16 protein-coding genes and 2 pseudogenes are annotated in these 16,978 nt (G+C 70.7%); 10 read left to right on the top strand and 8 right to left on the bottom strand.

Features of this window, described 5'->3' with window-relative positions; all coding sequences use genetic code 11:
- Positions 1–409: 409 nt before the first annotated feature.
- Positions 410–772, bottom strand: coding sequence for a hypothetical protein (locus ACIBTS_RS34005; protein WP_319676998.1), 363 nt, complete (start codon positions 770–772; stop codon positions 410–412).
- A 664-nt stretch (positions 773–1,436) separates the two neighbouring features.
- Here ACIBTS_RS34005 and ACIBTS_RS34000 point away from each other — a divergent pair.
- From ACIBTS_RS34000 to ACIBTS_RS33985, 4 genes and pseudogenes are all read left to right on the top strand, one after another.
- Entirely contained in the window at positions 1,437–2,123 is a 687-nt protein-coding gene (locus ACIBTS_RS34000; protein ID WP_399324558.1) for a response regulator transcription factor, read from the top strand.
- Positions 2,124–2,170: 47 nt separating this feature from the next.
- Positions 2,171–3,778 carry a sensor histidine kinase gene (locus tag ACIBTS_RS33995; protein ID WP_399324556.1) on the top strand — a complete coding sequence of 536 codons (1,608 nt, stop codon included), beginning with the start codon at positions 2,171–2,173 and terminating at the stop codon, positions 3,776–3,778.
- 570 nt (positions 3,779–4,348) lie between these two features.
- Complete coding sequence (locus tag ACIBTS_RS33990) at positions 4,349–4,543, top strand: WD40 repeat domain-containing protein (RefSeq protein ID WP_399324554.1); 195 nt, start codon at positions 4,349–4,351, stop codon at positions 4,541–4,543.
- A gap of 198 nt (positions 4,544–4,741) precedes the next feature.
- Positions 4,742–4,948 (top strand): annotated as a pseudogene (locus tag ACIBTS_RS33985) (transposase); the annotation flags it as partial.
- 130 nt (positions 4,949–5,078) lie between these two features.
- On the opposite strand, the gene ACIBTS_RS33980 reads toward ACIBTS_RS33985, so the two are convergent.
- The gene (locus ACIBTS_RS33980) at positions 5,079–5,741 is read right to left on the bottom strand and encodes a response regulator (RefSeq protein ID WP_399324552.1); all 663 of its coding nucleotides are present in this window, start codon (positions 5,739–5,741) and stop codon (positions 5,079–5,081) included.
- Positions 5,738–6,865 (bottom strand): sensor histidine kinase, encoded by a 1,128-nt coding sequence (locus ACIBTS_RS33975; protein ID WP_399324550.1) that lies wholly within the window; start codon positions 6,863–6,865, stop codon positions 5,738–5,740. The genes ACIBTS_RS33980 and ACIBTS_RS33975 overlap by 4 nt, the downstream gene beginning before the upstream one ends.
- A gap of 208 nt (positions 6,866–7,073) precedes the next feature.
- On the opposite strand from ACIBTS_RS33975, the gene ACIBTS_RS33970 reads away from it, so the two are divergent.
- Both ACIBTS_RS33970 and ACIBTS_RS33965 read left to right on the top strand, forming a co-directional pair.
- The gene (locus ACIBTS_RS33970) at positions 7,074–7,514 is read left to right on the top strand and encodes a DUF6223 family protein (RefSeq protein WP_399324548.1); all 441 of its coding nucleotides are present in this window, start codon (positions 7,074–7,076) and stop codon (positions 7,512–7,514) included.
- Positions 7,515–7,543: 29 nt separating this feature from the next.
- On the top strand, positions 7,544–7,948 hold the full coding sequence (locus ACIBTS_RS33965; RefSeq protein WP_399324545.1) for a hypothetical protein: 405 nt from the start codon (positions 7,544–7,546) through the stop codon (positions 7,946–7,948).
- Positions 7,949–8,209: 261 nt separating this feature from the next.
- On the opposite strand, the gene ACIBTS_RS33960 is transcribed toward ACIBTS_RS33965, so the two are convergent.
- Positions 8,210–10,084: a glycoside hydrolase family 15 protein gene (locus ACIBTS_RS33960; protein WP_399324543.1), complete on the bottom strand. Its 1,875-nt coding sequence runs from the start codon at positions 10,082–10,084 to the stop codon at positions 8,210–8,212.
- A gap of 129 nt (positions 10,085–10,213) precedes the next feature.
- Positions 10,214–11,290, bottom strand: coding sequence for a medium chain dehydrogenase/reductase family protein (locus ACIBTS_RS33955; RefSeq protein ID WP_399324540.1), 1,077 nt, complete (start codon positions 11,288–11,290; stop codon positions 10,214–10,216).
- Between the two features lie 295 nt (positions 11,291–11,585).
- Between ACIBTS_RS33955 and ACIBTS_RS33950 the strand changes: the two are divergent.
- A pseudogene (locus tag ACIBTS_RS33950) lies at positions 11,586–11,828 on the top strand (Uma2 family endonuclease); the annotation flags it as partial.
- 80 nt (positions 11,829–11,908) lie between these two features.
- Here ACIBTS_RS33950 and ACIBTS_RS33945 read toward each other — a convergent pair.
- Positions 11,909–12,496: a TetR/AcrR family transcriptional regulator gene (locus ACIBTS_RS33945; protein ID WP_319675569.1), complete on the bottom strand. Its 588-nt coding sequence runs from the start codon at positions 12,494–12,496 to the stop codon at positions 11,909–11,911.
- A 102-nt stretch (positions 12,497–12,598) separates the two neighbouring features.
- Here ACIBTS_RS33945 and ACIBTS_RS33940 point away from each other — a divergent pair, with 102 nt between their 5' ends.
- Positions 12,599–13,672, top strand: a complete 1,074-nt coding sequence (locus tag ACIBTS_RS33940) for a Gfo/Idh/MocA family protein (protein ID WP_399324536.1) — start codon at positions 12,599–12,601, stop codon at positions 13,670–13,672.
- Between the two features lie 96 nt (positions 13,673–13,768).
- On the opposite strand, the gene ACIBTS_RS33935 is transcribed toward ACIBTS_RS33940, so the two are convergent.
- Together ACIBTS_RS33935 and ACIBTS_RS33930 are read right to left on the bottom strand one after the other, a co-directional pair.
- A complete protein-coding gene (locus ACIBTS_RS33935; protein ID WP_399324535.1) occupies positions 13,769–14,650 on the bottom strand; it encodes a zinc ribbon domain-containing protein in 882 nt (293 codons plus the stop codon).
- A 150-nt stretch (positions 14,651–14,800) separates the two neighbouring features.
- A complete protein-coding gene (locus ACIBTS_RS33930) occupies positions 14,801–15,829 on the bottom strand; it encodes a sigma-70 family RNA polymerase sigma factor (RefSeq protein ID WP_399324533.1) in 1,029 nt (342 codons plus the stop codon).
- Between the two features lie 71 nt (positions 15,830–15,900).
- On the opposite strand from ACIBTS_RS33930, the gene ACIBTS_RS33925 reads away from it, so the two are divergent.
- Both ACIBTS_RS33925 and ACIBTS_RS33920 read left to right on the top strand, forming a co-directional pair.
- Positions 15,901–16,275 (top strand): VOC family protein, encoded by a 375-nt coding sequence (locus ACIBTS_RS33925; RefSeq protein WP_399324532.1) that lies wholly within the window; start codon positions 15,901–15,903, stop codon positions 16,273–16,275.
- A gap of 15 nt (positions 16,276–16,290) precedes the next feature.
- Complete coding sequence (locus tag ACIBTS_RS33920) at positions 16,291–16,887, top strand: DinB family protein (RefSeq protein WP_399324530.1); 597 nt, start codon at positions 16,291–16,293, stop codon at positions 16,885–16,887.
- Positions 16,888–16,978: the final 91 nt, after the last annotated feature.

Raw genomic sequence — 16,978 nt, 5'->3', positions numbered from 1 at the left:
GCGCCCCCGGCGGGGCGGGCGGGGGGGGGCGGGGCCGGCGGCCCCCCCCCCCCCCCCCCCCCCCCCCCCCCCCCCCCCCCCCCCCCCCCCCCCCCCCCCCCGACCGGGGTTTGACGGCCCGTAACGATGGGCCGCCCGCCCGGGGTAGTACGAGCGCGTGGTGGCGAAGAACTCGTACGGGTTGTTGCCGATGGAGGCGTAGGCGAAGCCCCAGGGGGTGACCTCTGCGTCGTTGAGGACCGCGCACGCTGGCACGATGCTGCAAATGACAGTTGCCTGCGCGCTACCGGGTCCGCTCCTCCAGGCTGGATCCCGACCGGCAAGACTGATCACGACACCGCAGTCCCTTGGCGCCCGTAAGGGCCGCCGTGGTGGGCGGGCACGGGACTTGCGGTGAGAGGCGGGCGACTCAGTACTTCTCGCCGCAGTTCGAAATGCCTCGGTCGAGATTGACCACGCAGACCCAGGTGCGGTATCCGGGGCCGTCCCAGTAGAAGTTGGTGGACAGGGTGCCGGCGCCGTCTTGGTAGCGCTGGTCGTCGAATCCGGCGGATGCCGTGGGGCCGGTACGCACGTAGTCCATCCGGCAGTCGGGACCCCACGACTCCAGCACGGCCTGGGTCTTCTGGTAGTAGCCCCCGGAAGCGGAGGTCCAGTCGGCGCCGTTCATCCAGGCCTTGCAGCCGGACACCTGCGCCACATACGCGTCGCCGAGGTAGGTGCCGGACGCCTGGGCGGCTGGCGCCGTGGCGGTGAGCCCACCGACGGCCACAGCAGCGGTTCCTGCGAGCAGGGCCATACGTCGGCTGAGTGCTGTCGTCCTTGTGCTCGGTCGCATGGGTTTGCCTTTCGGAGTGACAGGGCGCCACCTGACGAGGCTGGCGCAGATGGCGATTCCGTCAGTGCAGGGGCGGCGTCGCCTGCCCTCTGGAGGCAACGGCCGCTCCCCGCACCGGCGCCGCTCAGGGCGGCACGTCATCGAGTTCAGCGGGCGGGCGATTGAATGGACAGCCAGATCCGCCACCCTGATCAATGGCCTAGTTGCAGGTCACGGGCACGGCGCACGACGCTGACCGAAGAGCGAGCCTTGGTTTGCCCTTCTGCCGAGGGCGCGAAGCTTCTCGGGTCACAGCGCCGCATCCATGGGGAAGGCGGGTCGGGCAGGAGAGCGGTTGAGGGCGGGGCGACGGGAAAGCCCCCCGGATTCGAACGCAGAGCCGGTTGCGCGTGTTCACGTGATTCCTCTCGGTGCAGAGAAATGGATTCGAGGGCGCCGGTTCTTGTTCCGACCGTGCCGACCCCGCCGGCGCCAGGCATCGACTGTGGCAGCGAGGGGCTGTGGAGAAGCTGAGGCTTCCTGAAGGCCCGTGCGTCAACTCCCGGATGGTGTGCGGTTCTTCAGGTTGGTCACAGGCCGTCTCCCGCATGCTGGAGTCATGCGCTTACTGGTGGTTGAGGACGACCGGCGGATGGCGGAGCTGCTGCGGCGCGGCCTGGTCGGTGAGGGATGGGCGGTGGACGTCGTGCACGACGGGCCGTCAGGGCTCGAGCGGGCGGGCGAAAACCCGTATGACGCGATCGTGCTGGACGTGATGCTGCCGGGCCTGAACGGATACGGAGTGTGCGGCCGGCTGCGGGAGGCGGGCATCTGGGCGCCGGTGCTGATGCTGACGGCGATGGACGGGGAGTACGACGAGGCGGAAGGGCTGGACGTCGGGGCGGACGACTACGTGACCAAGCCGTTCTCGTTCGTGACGCTCCTGGCTCGGCTGCGGGCGCTGATGCGGCGCGGACAGCCGCAACGCCCCGCGGTGCTGCGCGTCGGGGACCTGGAGGTGGATCCCGCGGCCCGACACTGCCGTCGCGGCACGGTGCCGGTGGCCCTGACGGGGCGGGAGTTCTCGGTCCTGGAGTACCTGGCGCGGCGCGGCGGGCAGACGGTCACGAAGACGGAGATCCTGGAGCATGTCTGGGACGACCGGTTCGATGGAGACGTCAACGTGGTGGAGGTCTACATCAGCGTCCTGCGCCGCAAGATCGACACCCCCTTCGGTCGGCGGTCCATCCGCACGGTCCGGGGGATCGGCTACCGGCTCGACGTTGCCCCGGAGAGCGCATGCTGAGGACTCGCCGGGCACAACGAACCGAGCGCGGCCGGCGCCCAGGCAGCGTGCGACTGCGGCTCACACTGGCCGCGACCCTGGTCGCAGCCGTACTCCTGACGCTGGGCGCCGTCGCTGCCGCCACCGCGGTGCGCAACTCGCTCATGGCCTCGGCGCTCCAGCGAGTCACCGACGGCAGCCCCGTGCCGGCGGTGGAGACGTCGCTGTGCGTGAGCGACGCTTCTGGCACGTTGTCGTGCACCGCGGGGCCTCCTCATCGGGACGCCGTCCGACGGGACACGCTTCCCCTGATCCGGGGCGAACGCCTTTCGCAGTGGCCGTGGACCGATCCGGCCGACGCGATACCCGTGCGTCTGATTCCGGCCGACGGCTCCGACCCGATCGACTTCCCCGAGGCCTGGACGGACCAGGAGCGATTGAACACCACCGTGTGGTGGCTGGCAGGCGGCGCACTGACGCTCACCGCGCTGACGGCCGGCGGGGCTTGGCTGGTCGTCAGCCGGGTCCTGAAACCGGTGGACCTGATCCGGACGCAGTTCGCCGCGCTGAGCCTGAGCCGCCTCGACCAGCGCATCCCGACGCCACGCAGCGGCCGGGAATTCACACGGCTGGTGGCGACGATGAACAGCGCCCTGGACCGCATCGCCGCGGCAGCCGCTCGGCAACGGCAGTTCACCTCCGATGTCGCCCACGAGCTACGCACCCCGCTCGCCTGCTTGCGCGCCGAACTCGAACTCGCGCTCACCGGCTCCGGGACCGCCCACTGGCCCAATGCCGCCCGTGACGCCCTGCACGACACTCTTCATGTCCAGGACATCACCACGAACCTGCTGCTCCTGGCCCGCCTCGACGCCCAGGCCGCACACTCGAAAACCCTCCTGACCAAGCAAGTCGATCTGCCCGACCTGATCCGCGACGCCGTCGCCCGCCGTGACGTACCCGATCACCTGAGCCTGGTCGTCACCGCACCCGACGAATCCGCGCCCGTGAGCGGCCACCCAGGCCTGCTCGCCCGCGTCCTGGCCAACCTTCTCGACAACGCCGAACGCCACGCGGCCACCACCATCACCGTCACGCTCGCCCTGGACCACGAACGCCGACAAGCCGCACTCGACGTGGCCAACGACGGCCCGCCCATCCCGCCCGAACACCAGGAGACAATCTTCGAACGCTTCAGCCGGCTCGACGACGCCCGCACACGGGACGTCGGAGGCAGCGGCCTCGGCCTGGCCATCGCCCGCCGCATCACCACACTCCACCACGGCACCCTCGCCCTTGCCCCCATGCAGGATGACCATGCAGGCGCCCGCTTCACCGTACGACTTCCTCTCACCCACGAGGATGTCCTGCCACTGGTCACCGAACTCCTCCACGCCTGGGACCAGCCGGACGACATCCCAGCGCTCCTCACCCACAACGCCGGACAGCAGCCCCTCGAAGACGTCGTGCCCGACCTGGCACGTGCCCTTATCACAGCCGGACGCGACCACCACCTCCACGCACTGCTCCTCCACGTCGCACGCCAGGCACCCGCCTGGGAAGTCACCGGCCTCGCCGACATCCTCCGGGACGAAGGCATGCCCGCAGCCGCCGACGAACTGCTCGCCGCCCGCACCGCCCAGCGCAGGCCGGCACGGGGCGCCCGTGTGCGTTGAACCGGCATGACCATGTGGGCATTTCCCGCCCTCGATTCCCGGCAGCTGGTGTGTCACGGCACGGCGTGGAGATGCTGACCGAAGACGGTGCCTCTGGCTTGCCTTCCGTCACGCGCCTGCCTAGCCCGGCGGCTCGGCGTGCCGTATCCACGGGGGACAGGCGGGCAGTTGGGGGTGCTGTCGATGGCGGGGCGTCCGGAAAGCCCACTGGACCCGAGCGCGGGGCCGGTTGCACGGTTTGCCGCCGAGTTGCGCAAACTGCGTGCGGAGGCGGGGAGACCGACCTACCGCGTGATGGCGCAGCGCTCGGGTCAGGGGGCGAGCCCCCTGTCGCAGGCCGCCGAGGGGGGGAGCGGCTGTCGACGTTGCCGGTCGCGCTCGCCTGTGCGCGTGCCTGTGGTGGCAATGAGACGGAATGGGAGGAGCGGTGGCGTGAGGCGGCCACGGGGGTAGCGGCCGAGCCTCATCCCCAGAACGAGGACGACGAGTCCCCGTACCGGGGGCTCGTCCGCTTCGAACCCGGCGACGCAGGCCTGTTCTTCGGCCGCGACGAGCTCACCGACCGCCTGCTTGAAGGTCGATGCGAAGGTTCGCCTGTGGGATGTGGCGACGGGCAAGCTGCTCACCATCCTGAACGGACACACCGACACCGTCGAGTCGGTGGCGTTCAGCCCGGACGGCCGCACCCTGGCCAGCAGCGGGGACGACAAAACAGTCCGGCTGTGGAACATGGCCACCGGCGGGCTGCTCGTTCGTAGTGGCTGAGTCCCGACCTGCGGATGCGCTTGCCGTCAAGCCACAGGTCGAGCCACTCGCCGACGGCCGGACAGCCGATCAGGTCCTGACCGGACTTCAGGCGCCGACGGGTCTCCTCGACATCCGGCACCGGCGACTTTCTCGTCGCCGACCTCCTCCAGCATGGCGGCGATCAGCGCCATGCCCTCGGGGTCGTCGGTGTCGGCGGGGACTGAGACGTTCGGTGTAACTGGGCTGCTGCAACAGCTGGCCGAGCGGCTGCTGGAGTCCGCCCTGGAAGGCGAGATCACCGACCACCTCGGTCATGACAAGCACGATCCGGCGGGCAGGAGCGGCGGCAACTCCCGCAACGGCAAACGCTCCAAGACCGTGCTGACCGACGTCGGGCCAGTGGAGACAACCGTGCTCCGCGAGATGCGGTCACAGCCGAACCTCCGGGTGTGCGGCGGTGGCGGGCAGGGTCTGCGGATGGCGGGTGAGGGTGGTGTTCTCCGCAGCGACGTCGGCGAAGGCAAATAACGTGGGACGTGTTGCTGAGTGGATGTCAGGAGTTGCGCGGGGTTACCAGGCCGGATTCGTAGGCGAGGACGACGAGGTGGGCGCGGTCGCGGGCGTGGAGCTTGGTCATGGCCCGGTTGATGTGGGTTTTCGCGGTCAGTGGGCTGATCACCATGCGGTCGGCGATCTGGTCGTTGGACAGGCCCTGCGCGACCAGGGCGACGGCCTCGCGTTCGCGGCTGGTCAGCTCTTCCAGGCCCTTGTCGGTGCCGGTGTTGAGCGGCTGGGTGACGTAGCGGTTGATGAGCTTGCGGGTGATCGAGGGTGCGAGCAGGGCGTCGCCGCGTGCTGCGACGCGTACGGCGTGCAGGAGGTCTTCGGGCAGGATGTCCTTGACGAGGAATCCGGCGGCCCCGGCGCGCAGCGCGTTGAAGACGTATTCGTCCAGGCCGTAGTTGGTCAGGATGACGACGTGCACCCGGCCCAGGGCTGGGTCCGCGGCGATGCGCCGGGTGACCTCGATGCCGTCCATGACCGGCATCTGGATGTCGATGAGCGCGATGTCGGGCAGGTGCTGCTTGGCCAGAGCCAGGCCCTCTTTGCCGTCGGCGGCCTCGGCCACCACTTCGATGTCGTCTTCGAGGTCGAGGAGCGCGCGGAATCCGCTGCGGATGAGCGGCTGGTCGTCGACCAGCAAGACACGGATCATGGCGTCTGGCCCACGGGGAGTTCTGCCTGGACGGTGAATCCGCCCTCGTCGCGGGGTGCGGCGCGCAGCCGGCCGCCGAGGGCGGTGACTCGTTCGCGCATGCCGAGCAGCCCGACGCCGGGCACCGGGGCGGTGCCCGGCGTGGCCTTGCCGTCGTCGTCGACGCGTATGGCGAGGGCGTCCGGACGGCAGTCGATCCGCACCGACGCCGCGTTCGCGTCCGCGTGCCGGGCGATGTTGGTGAGCGACTCCTGAACGATCCGGTAGGCGGTCCGGTCCACCGCGGCGGGCACGTCGCATCGCTGTCCCTCGATCGTCAACGTTGCGTCCAGGCCCAACGTGCGGGCCCGTTCCACCAGTTCCTTGATGTGGTCGAGCCCGCGCGGCGGGGTCGTGTCGTCGTCGCGGAGCGCCTGAAGGGTCGCGCGCAGCTCCCGGCTCGCCTCCCGACCAGCCTCCTGGATGGCCAGCAGGGCTTCCGGCACCTGCTCGCCGCGTCTACGGGCCACGTGGACGGCGACTTCGGCCTGCACCTTGATGATCGAGATCTGGTGGGTCAGCGAATCGTGCAGCTCTCGTGCGATGCGGAGCCGCTCATCGTCGGCGCGGCGCCGGGCGGTCTCCTCCCGGGTGCGCTCGGCCTCGTCCGCCCGCCGCTCGGCCTGCCGCAGCGCCTCGCCCGCGGCACCTGCGGCGATCAGCCAGGCGATCTCCAGGGCGCCTCGGGCCTGCGCGAACGCCTCGCCGGTGTCGTGCAAGCCCGAGGCCAGGGCCGCGAGGGGCAGCAGGGCCAGCATGGCCACGCTCGCCGCGATCGTGATGGTGCGGTCTCCGGCTCGTACGGCGGCGTACACCGCGAACAGGTATGCGACGGCTGGCACGTCGAAGCCGGCCGCCTGGTAACCCACCGCGCACAGCCCGGTGACGGCCAGGACGACGACCGGAGCGTGGCGGCGTGCGGCCAGCGCCAGGCCGCCGCCCGTCATCAGCGCATAGCCGAGCAGGTCGGAGTCCGTGGCGGAGTGCTGCCCGGACAGCCCGGTGATCAGCAGCGTCGCCGCCACGCCGACGGCGATCGCCCAGTCTGTGACCCTGGCCCGGACACCGGAGAGTCCAGTCCTCATACGCGCACCCTAGCCGGGCGGTGCCGCGAGAGAGTCCCGCTCACGGACGAGCGGCCGACTACCGCACACGCAGTACTTCCCCTGCTCGTGCCGCGTCCGCGGTAGCCGGGTGCGCCGTCCGCGGCAGTGCGAAGTGCATCCGGCTGCGGGACGACCGGCGGTGGGTGCGGCGGACATGCTCGGACCACATCCAGTCGCAGGAGGAGACATGTCAGTCGGATTTGTGCTTGCCGCACCGGCGGCCGCGCACGCTTCGGTCCAGCCGGTCGCGGCCGATGCCTACGACCTGACCGCCGGGCGGCTCGTGGGAACCGTGGCCGCACTGGTGGCGCTGGCCGGCGTGGTCATCGGCGGGCTGGCTCTGGCCCGATCCGCCGGTCGTATCGGCAACGGCAACGGCAACGGCAACGGCAACGGGAAAAGGGGAGCCGTCGTCTCCCTGGTGGCGGGCCTGACCGGCATGGTCATCGGCGCGCTGAATCTGGCCGTCGCCGACGGTGGTCTCGGCACCGGCAACGGAGTGGCCGGGGGCGCCATTGCCCTGGTGCTGGGGCTGATCGCCATGGCCCTGGGCCGTCTGGCCCTGGCCCGCTCCCGCCGCACCGGCCGGACGACCGACCGGTCCGATCACGAGCGCGCGCTCCAGTGAGGGGAGCAGAACGACGCGAGGAGACGACGATGGCAACCGAAACCCCCCGTACGGACGGAGCTCTGGCGGGCCTGGCCCGGTTCTGTTACCGGCGGCGCCGCCTGGTCCTCCTGGTCTGGATCACCGGTGTGATCGCCGTGGCGTTCGTCGGCTTCGGCTACGCCGCCGCCTCCGACAACGACTTCTCCGGAGGAGACTCGCAGTCGGCCAAGGCGCAGAAGCTGATGGAGAAGCACTTCCCCGAGGAGCAAGGGGACAGGCTGACCCTCGCGATCAAGGCCGACAAGGGGATCGACGATCCTGCCGCCCGGCAGAAGATCGAGAAGACCATCGCCGATCTCGCCGACTCACCCGTTACCGGGCCGGTTCCCCGCACTCCGGGGCGCGTCCAGAGAGAGCACACTTTCGGCGAAGGGGTCGGCGCCGACGGATGAGGGTGAGTCGCCCCACCGCGCTTCTTGGCAGCGTGCGGCGGCGCACCGGGGCCGGTGAGGCGAGCGACGCAGCAAAGGCGGCGACCAGTAGGCGTTCCATGCCGTCATCGCGGAGGCGGCGTGCGGGCGGGCGTTCAGCCGGCAGGCGACGGGTAGTCCGCCGAGCTCGAACGGGTGGCTGGCGAGGATCCACTCGGCGCCGCGCAGCTCGTCCGGGCTCTCCGAGACGTCCGGAAGAACGCCTTTCCCGAGCCGATGCGCTCACCCGATCTGACGGTCGAGGTTGTAGGCGGCGCTGATCAGCGCCAGATGGGTGAAAGCTTGGGGGAAGTTGCCCAGTTGCTCGCCCGTCGGACCGATCTCCTCCGAGTACAGCCCGACGTGGTTCGCGTAGGTGAGCATCTTCTCGAAGGCCAGCCGCGCCTCGTCGAGTCGGCCGGCCCGGGCGAGCGCTTCCACCCACCAGAAGGAGCACATCGAGAAGGTCGCCTCCTTGCCGACGAGCCCGTCGGGTGAGGCTTCCGCGTTGTATCGGTAGACAAGGCTGTCGGAGACCAGCTCCGCGGTGATGGCGTCGAGCGTGGAGATCCAGCGCGGGTCGGTGGGCGCGACGAACTTGCACAGGGGCATGATCAGCAAGGAGGCGTCGAGCACGTCTGTGTCGTAGTGCTGGACGAACGCCTGGCGGGCGGGGTTCCAGCCGCGCTTCATGATCTGGTTGTAGATGGTGTCCCGGACGGCCATCCAGCGAGGGAGATCGGCAGGCAGGCCACGCTGGCGGGCCATGCGGACCGCGCGCTCGACCGCCACCCAGCTCATCAGGCGGGAGTACGTGTAGTCACGCCGGCCGCTGCGTGTCTCCCAGATCCCCTCGTCGGGCTGGTCCCAGTGGTCCATCAGCCACTCGAGGTTGCGGGTGAGCTCCATCCAGCCGTCGTGGTAGAGCGGCCGCCCGTACTTGTTGCACAGGTAGACGGAGTCCATCAGCTCGCCGTAGATGTCGAGCTGCAGCTGGGTGGCCGCCCGGTTGCCGATCCGCACCGGCGCCGAGCCCAGGTAGCCCTCCAGGTGGGAGAGTTCCTCCTCGGGCAGCTCCGCGCGCCCGTCGATGCCGTACATGATCTGCAAGGGGCCTTCTTCGCCGCAGTCGGCCGCGTGGCGGAAGCGCTGCTCCAGCCATTCCATGAACGCGCCCGCCTCCTCGGTGAACCCCAGCCTGAGCAGCGCGTAGAGCGAGAAGGCGGCGTCGCGCATCCACGTGTAGCGGTAGTCCCAGTTGCGCGCGCCGCCGAGTTCCTCCGGCAGGCTGGTGGTGGGAGCGGCCACGATCGCGCCGGTGGGCGCGTACGTGAGGAGCTTGAGCGTGAGTGCCGAACGGTGCACCGTCTCGCGCCAGCGCCCGCTGTAGCGCGAGCCCCGCAGCCAACGCCGCCAGAACGCCACCGTGGCGTCGAACTCGGCCGCGATGTCGGCATCGGCGTACGGCACCTGTCTCTCGCCGTGCTGGACGCGGTCGAGTACGAAGGTGGCCGTCTCACCGGCCCGGAGGGCGACACGCCCTCGGATGTCCCGGTCGCCCACGATCTGGAGCGGGTGGCGCGTCGAGAGGCCGAGTTGCAGCTCGGGAGAGCGGAAGAGCGCGCCGTGCGGGGTGAGTTCGACCTCGTGGCGGGCGCGTGCGTAGTCGAAGCGGGGGGCGAGGTCGACGACGAAGCGCATCTGTCCGCGCACGGCCAGCACCCGCCGGATCATGCGGTGGCGGTGCGCGGCCTCGCCGGTACGCGGCGGGGGCATGAAGTCCTGCACCTCTCCCACTCCGCCGGGCATCAGGAAGCGCGTGATGAGGATGGTGGTGTCGGGGAGGTAGAGCTGCTTGGAAGTCCAGCCGTCGCAATCGGGCGCGATACGGAACGCTCCCCCGCGGTCGGCGTCGAGGATCGCCCCGAAGACACTGGGCGAGTCGAAGTGGGGGCAGCAGTACCAGTCGATCGTGCCATCGGTGCCGACCAGAGCGGCGGTGTGCATGTCGCCGATCAGGCCGTGCTCGGCGATGGGCAGGTAGCGGGCCCGCGGCGCCTGCCGCGCTCCGCCGGACACGGCCTCCTCCACCCTGCCAGCAGGGCCGTCGCGCACCATGTGCGAGCGTCCTCCTCAGCCTCAGCCTCAGCCTCAGCCTCAGCCTCAGCCTCAGCCTCAGCCTCAGCCTCGGCCTCAGCCTCAGCCTCGGCCTCAGCCTCAGCCTCAGCCTCGGCCTCAGCCTCCGGCTTATGGCACGAGCACGAGCTTTCCCTTCGCCGCCGAGCGCTCGAGCATCTCGTGCGCTCGGCGGGCCTCGGACAGCGGCAGGCGTTCGGCCACGACCGGGTGGATCTTGTGCTCCCGGAGCAGCTCGAGCAGCGCGCGGAAGTCCGCCCGGTACTGGTCCGGATCCCGGGGGCCTCCACCCACAGCAAGCGCTGGGTGGCCGCCGGCCACGGGGACCAGCTGGCGGTGGTGGCCGTGCAGTTTCTGGATCCGGTAGACGAGCACCTGCCGATGGCGCGACAGCAGGCTCCAGAGCCCGACGGCCCCGGTCGACGCGTACCACTCCGCCCACGCCCGCCAGTTCTTGTGCCCGTGCTCGAGGGTGGCGTAGTGGCCGTACACGACAAGCCGTCCGCCGGGCCTCAGCGCGCGGAAGGAGCGCAGGGACACGGCACCGCCGAGCCCGTCGAGCACGACGTCGACGCCTCGCCCGGGGAGCCGGCGCACCCGCTCCAGGAAATCCTCGTTGCGGTAGTCGATCGCCACCGCGCCGAGCCGTTCCACCGCGGCGCGGTCGCGGGCGGACGCGGTCCCGTAGAGCTTGAGACCGGCGGCTGCCCCGAGCTCGAGGACAGCGGTGCCCACCCTGCCGGCAGCACCGTGCACGAGCACCGTCTCGCCCCTCCTCACCCTCGCCACGCGGTGCAGGAGCTGGTAGGCGGTCATGTAGGTGAAGACGAGGTTCAGAACCTCTGCCGGGTCGAGGTTCTCGGGCACCTCGACCGCCTCCGCCTCCGGCACGCACACGCGCTCCGCGTCCGCGCCCCACACCGTCAGCGCGCCGATGCGGTCCCCCACTCGCAGCCTGGAACAGTCCGGGCCGAGCTCCTCGACGACACCGACGAGCTCATAACCGGGCGTGAACGGCGGCTTCGGCACTCCGAGATAAGTGCCGGCGCGCAGCTGGGCATCGGTGAACGACACGCCTGCGGCCAGCACTCTGACGCAGACCTCACCAGGCCCCGGTCGGGGATCGTCGTCCTCCACGACCCTCAACACCTCGGGACCGCCGAAATGATCAACGACGACGCGCTTCATATTTCAAGCCTAGGTGGGCTGCACTGCCCTCGCATCCGATGGATCCTGCGGCTCGGGCAATACGAATCCGCCCTGAATCGGGTTCCGATGCGTGGCCGTCTCGCGGACTGCGCGGAACGGATTCAGCACACATGACGCCGGGAAACCCCGTGAACACGTGAGAACTCCCAGGGAAAACTCCTAAAGCGGGTGCCGCAGGTTCGAATCCTGCCTGGGGCAGGACGCATTACCGCTCTGACCTGGGGATTCTCCACCCAGGGAGGCGCTCTGTTCGGCCTCGGACTCATCCCCCGGGGTGCCGTATGGGGCAGACGAGCAGTGCGCTGGTATCGAGATCGTGGACGGGATGGTCGTCGTGAGCCCGAGTGCGTCCAAGCGGCACAACCGGCCGGCCCGGGTTCTGGCGAACGCCCTGGATGCCGCCGCGGGCCCGGAGCGGAACGCCGACACCGGCTTCGCCGTCCGGCTTCAGGACGTCCCGCTCACCAATCGCCGCTCGGACGTCGTCGTGTACCGCGCAGACACGATCGACATCACCACGCGCTGCTCAGCAGTCGGCTCGGCAGCGCCTGCGCGATGGGCGGCGGGAAGGCTCCCGCCAGGTGGAGTGGAGCCCGGTCAGGTCGGCAGCGGAAACAGCGTGCGCAGCGCCAGGTCGGCCACTTGGTGCACTTGGTCGCGGGTGTGTCCGCTTGCCGCCTGTACGGCGATGCCGTCGGTGAGGGTGTACACCAGCTGGGCGAGCACCCGAGGATCACAGTCCGCCGGCAGGTCGGCTGCCTGCTCGAAGCGTCGGCGAAGCGCGGCTTCGCCGGCCATCCGCCGCGCGATCACCTCCTGGCGGATCGGTTCGGAGTCCGGGCCGCAGGCATGGACGCTGTTGACGCTCAGGCACCCGTGGGGCGTGTGCGGCCCGGTGGTCAGCTCGACGGCCCCCAGGATCAGATGCTCGACGACCTCCCGCGCGGTGGGCGCCGCCAGGGCCTCCGTGGCGAAGGCGCCGGGGCTGGTGAAGTAGCGGTCGAGCACCGTGCGGAACAGTTGCTCCTTGTTGCCGAAAGCCGCGTAGAGACTGGGCCTGTTGATGCCCATGGCCGCGGTCAGGTCCGACAGGGACGTCCCCTCGTAGCCCTGCCGCCAGAACACCTCCAGCGCCCGGTCGAGCGCGACCCCCGGGTCGAAGGCGCGGGGGCGACCGCCTGGCATGCCGTACCTCCTCGGTTTCTTACCTATCGGTACGTTACCTCTTGAATCCCCGCTCCGGCTCCTCTAGTTTCATATCGTTCGGTACGAAACTGGGGAGGACGCGTGATCAAAGTCGGGATCGTCGGTGCCAGCGGCTGGGCCGGTGTATCGCACCTGCCGGCGCTCGCCGGACTGGCGGGGTTCGAGGTGACCGCTGTCGCGACGACCAACCAGGCCAGCGCCGACAAGGTGGCGGCCGCTCACGCGGTACCGCTCGCCTTCGCCGACGCCGGGACTCTCGCCGCCCACCCGGACGTGGACCTGGTTGCGGTGTCGGTCAGGGTGTCCGGGCACGCGAAGGTGATCAGGGCCGCGCTGGAGGCGGGCAAGCACGTGCTCTGCGAATGGCCGCTGGGCGTGGACGCCGCCGAAGCGGACGAACTCGCCCGGGAGGCCGCCGCGGCCGGCGTCGTTCACGCCGTGAACCTTCAGGGATACCAGTCCCCGGATGCCCGGTACGTGGCCGACCTGATGTCCGCAGGCACGATCGGCCCGCTCCAGTCGGCCGTACTGGTCGCCGCAGGCGACCCGCTGGGCGGCCCCCGTATCCCGCCGGAGCTGGCCTGGTCCACCGATCCGGCCGCGGGCACTTCGCTCCTGACCATCATGGCCGGCCACTTCCTGGCCACCCTGGATCGCATGGCGGGCAGGCTGGTCGAGGTCTCCGCCAGGCTGCCCCGCCCGCACGACCACGTCGAAGTCGCGGGAACCGGCCGGACGGTGCCCAACGGGGTGCCCGCGCACGTGCTGCTCCACGGCATCCTGGAGAACGGCGCCACCGCATCCGTCGCCGTTCACGGCGGCAGTGGGAGCCCGGACGGATTCCTCGTCAAGCTCATAGGCTCCGAGGGAACTCTGACGGTCGCCCCCACCCGGCCGGGCACGTACATGCACTGGACCGACTGGGACATCCGGGTCAACGGCGAGCAGGTGGCGGTTCCCGCCGACTACCGGACCGTCCCCTTCGACCCTGCCGCCGGACCGGTCGCCAACGTCGCTGCCGTCTATCAGGAAATCGCCCGATCGATCGCCGACGGACGCCGGCCCCACCCCGACTTCCACACCGCCGCCGCCCACCACCGGGTGCTCGCAGCCATCGAACGCGCCGCACGGACCGGAGGCCCCGAGAAGGTCTGACGCCGGCGAGGCCGATCGACAGCACCGCGAAGAACAGGCCGACGGTAACGGCGGCGCCCACCTGGAAGGGCGGAACAGCGTCCGAAGCGTCTCTGATCAGTTAAGCGATCTCATGTCAGACGTAGTGTCTGGCGCGGGATCTGCCCACCGTGGATGGGTAGCGTGGGCGTGGAGATGGAATCCCGCGCCCAGTGCTGCCCCTTGCGGCCTGTGCTGGCTGGTGGGTGTGCTGATCGTCGTCACGCCCTGGTGCCGGTGGGCTGCGCGGGGCAGCCGGGTCCGGTCCGTGTGAGCGTGTCCCTCCGGACGCTTGCCCGCCGGACCCGTAGGGCCGGTGGGGGAGGGTGCCCTGCGTCGCCTGGGCGCGGGGCGTGCTGTCTGTCGCCGGGTGGGTCCCGTCTTGGACCGGACCCGGCTGGTCTTCGCGGTGGTCGGGGTGATCACGGCTTTGGCTTCGAGTTTGTCTACCACCGCGCGGATGACCATGGCGCCGCTGGTGCGTTCGGTCACGGTCTTCGCTTGGTGGGTGAGGCCACGTGCGGCGAGGCGCATCCATGCGCCCACGTCGCGGTCGCCCTGATAACCGCAGGAGCCGCAGATGGCCCACTTCCAGCCCTGGGCGGTCGGGCGGTCGGGAGCTTTGCGGTGCCGCAGCGGTACGAGGCACTGCGGGCAGTGCTTGGAGGTGTTCCGGGCCGGGACCGTCACGACGGCGATGCCCACCTCGGCGGCCAGGTGTCGCATCCGGTCCACGATCTGCCCGCGCACCTGCTGGGACATCCGCGTGTTGATGCTGCGGCCCATGCCCTTGGCCTCCATCGAGCGAAGGTCTTCGACATGGATCACGGTTGCCGAGGCGGCGATTGCCTGGTCGACGGTCCAGCGGGCGGCGGCCCAGGCGAGGGAGTCGTTGAGGTTCGACCGACGGTTGGAGACGTGTCGGATCTCGTCGGTGAGGACCTGGTGCTCGGCGGACAAGGGATGTTCGGTTTCGCCGCCGGTGAGCTGCGGATGCCGGCCCGGGCGGCGCGGCTGAGCCCGCAGCGAGCACCGGGCATTCTGTTCCGGCGTCCGGCGGAACTCTGCTCCTGAGAAGGCCAGTTCGCGACCCCGGTCACCAGCCGGGCGTCAGAGCGCCTCGGGCAGCCCGAAGTCCACGACGTGCTCCGCCCCCAGGAACGAGACGATCTCCGCCACCCGCTCCTGGCGCAGTGTCAGGACCGTGAGCGACCAGGCCCCGTGCATCACGTCGGGCGCTGCACCCACGTAGAACGCCACGGCCGGCTGCCCGTTGGCCGAAGTGAGCCGATAGCGCCAGCTCGGGCAGCGGGTCAGCGGAACGGCCGTCGCGAAGTCCATCACCGCGTCCACACCGGCGTACCACTGCGCCAGCGGCGGCATCGACCAGGTGACGTCCTCGGTGAGCAGCGCGACCAGGGCGTCGGTGTCGCCGCGCTCCAGGGCGGTGGCGAACGAGGCTGCGACCTCACGTACCCGTGCGTCGCCGACCATCCGCAGGGTCTGCTGCTGGGACACGTCCGGCACCCTCGCCGCGAGCAGCCGCCGGGCCCGGGCCAGGGCGGAGTTCACCGAGGTGGTGGAGGTGTCCATCATCGTGGCGATCTCGGCGGCGGAGAAGCCGAGCACGTCGAACAGGAGCAGCGCGGCCCGCTGGTTGCCGGGCAGGTGCTGCATCGCCGCGACGAAGGCGAGCTCCACCGCCTCGCGTTGCTCGTACCTGGCGGCGGGGCCGGCGGGGCCGGCCGGCAGGCCCGCGTCGGCGTAAGGGCCCAGCCAGGCGACCTCCGGCAGCGGCGTGGCGTCGATCACCGCGTGGCCGTCGGCCGGGCCGAGGTCCATCGGCAGGGCCCGGCGGCCGCGGCGGTCGATGGCGTCCAGACAGGTGCGGGTGGCTACCGTGTAGAGCCAGGCGCGCAGCGAGCTGCGGCCCTCGAACCGTTCCAGGCCACGCCAGGCACGCAGCATGGCCTCCTGCAGCGCGTCGTCGGCGTCGTGGGTGGAGCCGAGCATGCGGTAGCAGTGGGCGTGCAGCTCCCGGCGCAGCGGCGCCACCAGGCGGGTGAACGCGGCGTCGTCGCCGTCGCGGGCCAGGGCCAGGTCGGCGGCCGGGGACGGTCCGGAGAATTCCTCGCTCACGGGAGACGATTCTGCCTCACCGCGTGAGTCACCTCTTGGACCGTGCGTTCCGATATCCCGAGGAGGACCCCGTGACGAGCCCCGACACGAACACCGAATACCCGCACACGGCCGCCTGGTTCGACATCTCGACCCCCGACGCGCCGCGCGCCCACCGCTTCTACCAGGAGCTGTTCGGCTGGCCGGTCAACGTGCTGGACGGGACCTACGCGCTGGTGGGCGCGGACGGTGGCCGACCGACCGGTGGGATCGGCCAGGCGGGTCCGGGCAGCCCGTACACCGGGATCGTCGTCTACTTCCGGGTCGCGGACGTGGACGTGGCCCTCGCCAAAGCCGAGGAGCTGGGCGGCAGCCGCCGGCTGGAGCCGCAGAGCCTGCCCGGGATGGGCCGGATGGCCGTGTTCACCGACCCGGACGGCAACCCCGTCGGCCTGCTCAGCGCCTGAGATCGGAGACCCTTCATGACGACCATCGACCTCAAGGCCGACCTGCGCCGCTACCTGCAGGATGCCCGCGAGACCGTGCTGTGGAAGCTGGACGGTCTGACGGAGCGTGACGTCCGCCGCCCGCTCACCCCGACCGGGACCAACCTGCTCGGCCTGGTCAAGCACCTGGCCGGCGTCGAGCTGCTCTACCTGGGCTGGGTGTTCGACCGGCACTACGCCGAGCCGGTCCCCTGGTTCCGCCCGGACCTGGGGCCGGCGGGGCTCGCGCCCAACACCGATCAGTGGGCCACCGCCGAGGAATCCCGTCAGTACATCGTGGACACCTACCGCAAGGCCTGGCAGCACGCCGATGCCACCATCGAGGCGCTGCCGCTGGACGCCGTCGGCCACGTCCCGTGGTGGCCGGCGCAGACCGGTGCCGCCAGCCTGCACCGGGTCCTGGTCAACGTGATCGCCGAGACCGAGCGGCACACCGGGCACGCCGACATCGTCCGCGAGCTGATCGACGGCGCGGTGGGCTATCGCCGGGGTACCGAGCGGTTGCCCGCGGCGGACGAGCAGTGGTGGGCGGCGTACCGCGACCGCGTGGCGGCGGTGGCCGAGCAGAGCTGAGCCGAGCCGGCCGGGCCCGCCGACCCACGGCGGGGCCGGCCCGCTCCGGCGACGCCGACGCACTCTGCCCGGTAGTCCGTTCACGCGGCCT

Origin of the sequence: Streptomyces sp. NPDC050121 (assembly GCF_044460385.1) — a bacterium.
Classification (GTDB): domain Bacteria; phylum Actinomycetota; class Actinomycetes; order Streptomycetales; family Streptomycetaceae; genus Streptomyces; species Streptomyces soliscabiei.
Note: the sequence above shows the minus strand (reverse complement) of the source record. Positions and strands in the feature narration are given on the sequence as shown.

Excerpts from the sequence above, each read along its gene's own strand:
- ACIBTS_RS34000 (WP_399324558.1), top strand. The coding sequence starts at position 1,437 with ATGCGCTTACTGGTGGTTGAGGACGACCGGCGGATGGCGGAGCTGCTG.
- ACIBTS_RS33980 (WP_399324552.1), bottom strand. The coding sequence starts at position 5,741 with ATGATCCGTGTCTTGCTGGTCGACGACCAGCCGCTCATCCGCAGCGGA.
- ACIBTS_RS33975 (WP_399324550.1), bottom strand. The coding sequence starts at position 6,865 with ATGAGGACTGGACTCTCCGGTGTCCGGGCCAGGGTCACAGACTGGGCG.
- ACIBTS_RS33970 (WP_399324548.1), top strand. The coding sequence starts at position 7,074 with ATGTCAGTCGGATTTGTGCTTGCCGCACCGGCGGCCGCGCACGCTTCG.
- ACIBTS_RS33965 (WP_399324545.1), top strand. The coding sequence starts at position 7,544 with ATGGCAACCGAAACCCCCCGTACGGACGGAGCTCTGGCGGGCCTGGCC.
- ACIBTS_RS33960 (WP_399324543.1), bottom strand. The coding sequence starts at position 10,084 with ATGGTGCGCGACGGCCCTGCTGGCAGGGTGGAGGAGGCCGTGTCCGGC.
- ACIBTS_RS33955 (WP_399324540.1), bottom strand. The coding sequence starts at position 11,290 with ATGAAGCGCGTCGTCGTTGATCATTTCGGCGGTCCCGAGGTGTTGAGG.
- ACIBTS_RS33945 (WP_319675569.1), bottom strand. The coding sequence starts at position 12,496 with ATGCCAGGCGGTCGCCCCCGCGCCTTCGACCCGGGGGTCGCGCTCGAC.
- ACIBTS_RS33920 (WP_399324530.1), top strand. The coding sequence starts at position 16,291 with ATGACGACCATCGACCTCAAGGCCGACCTGCGCCGCTACCTGCAGGAT.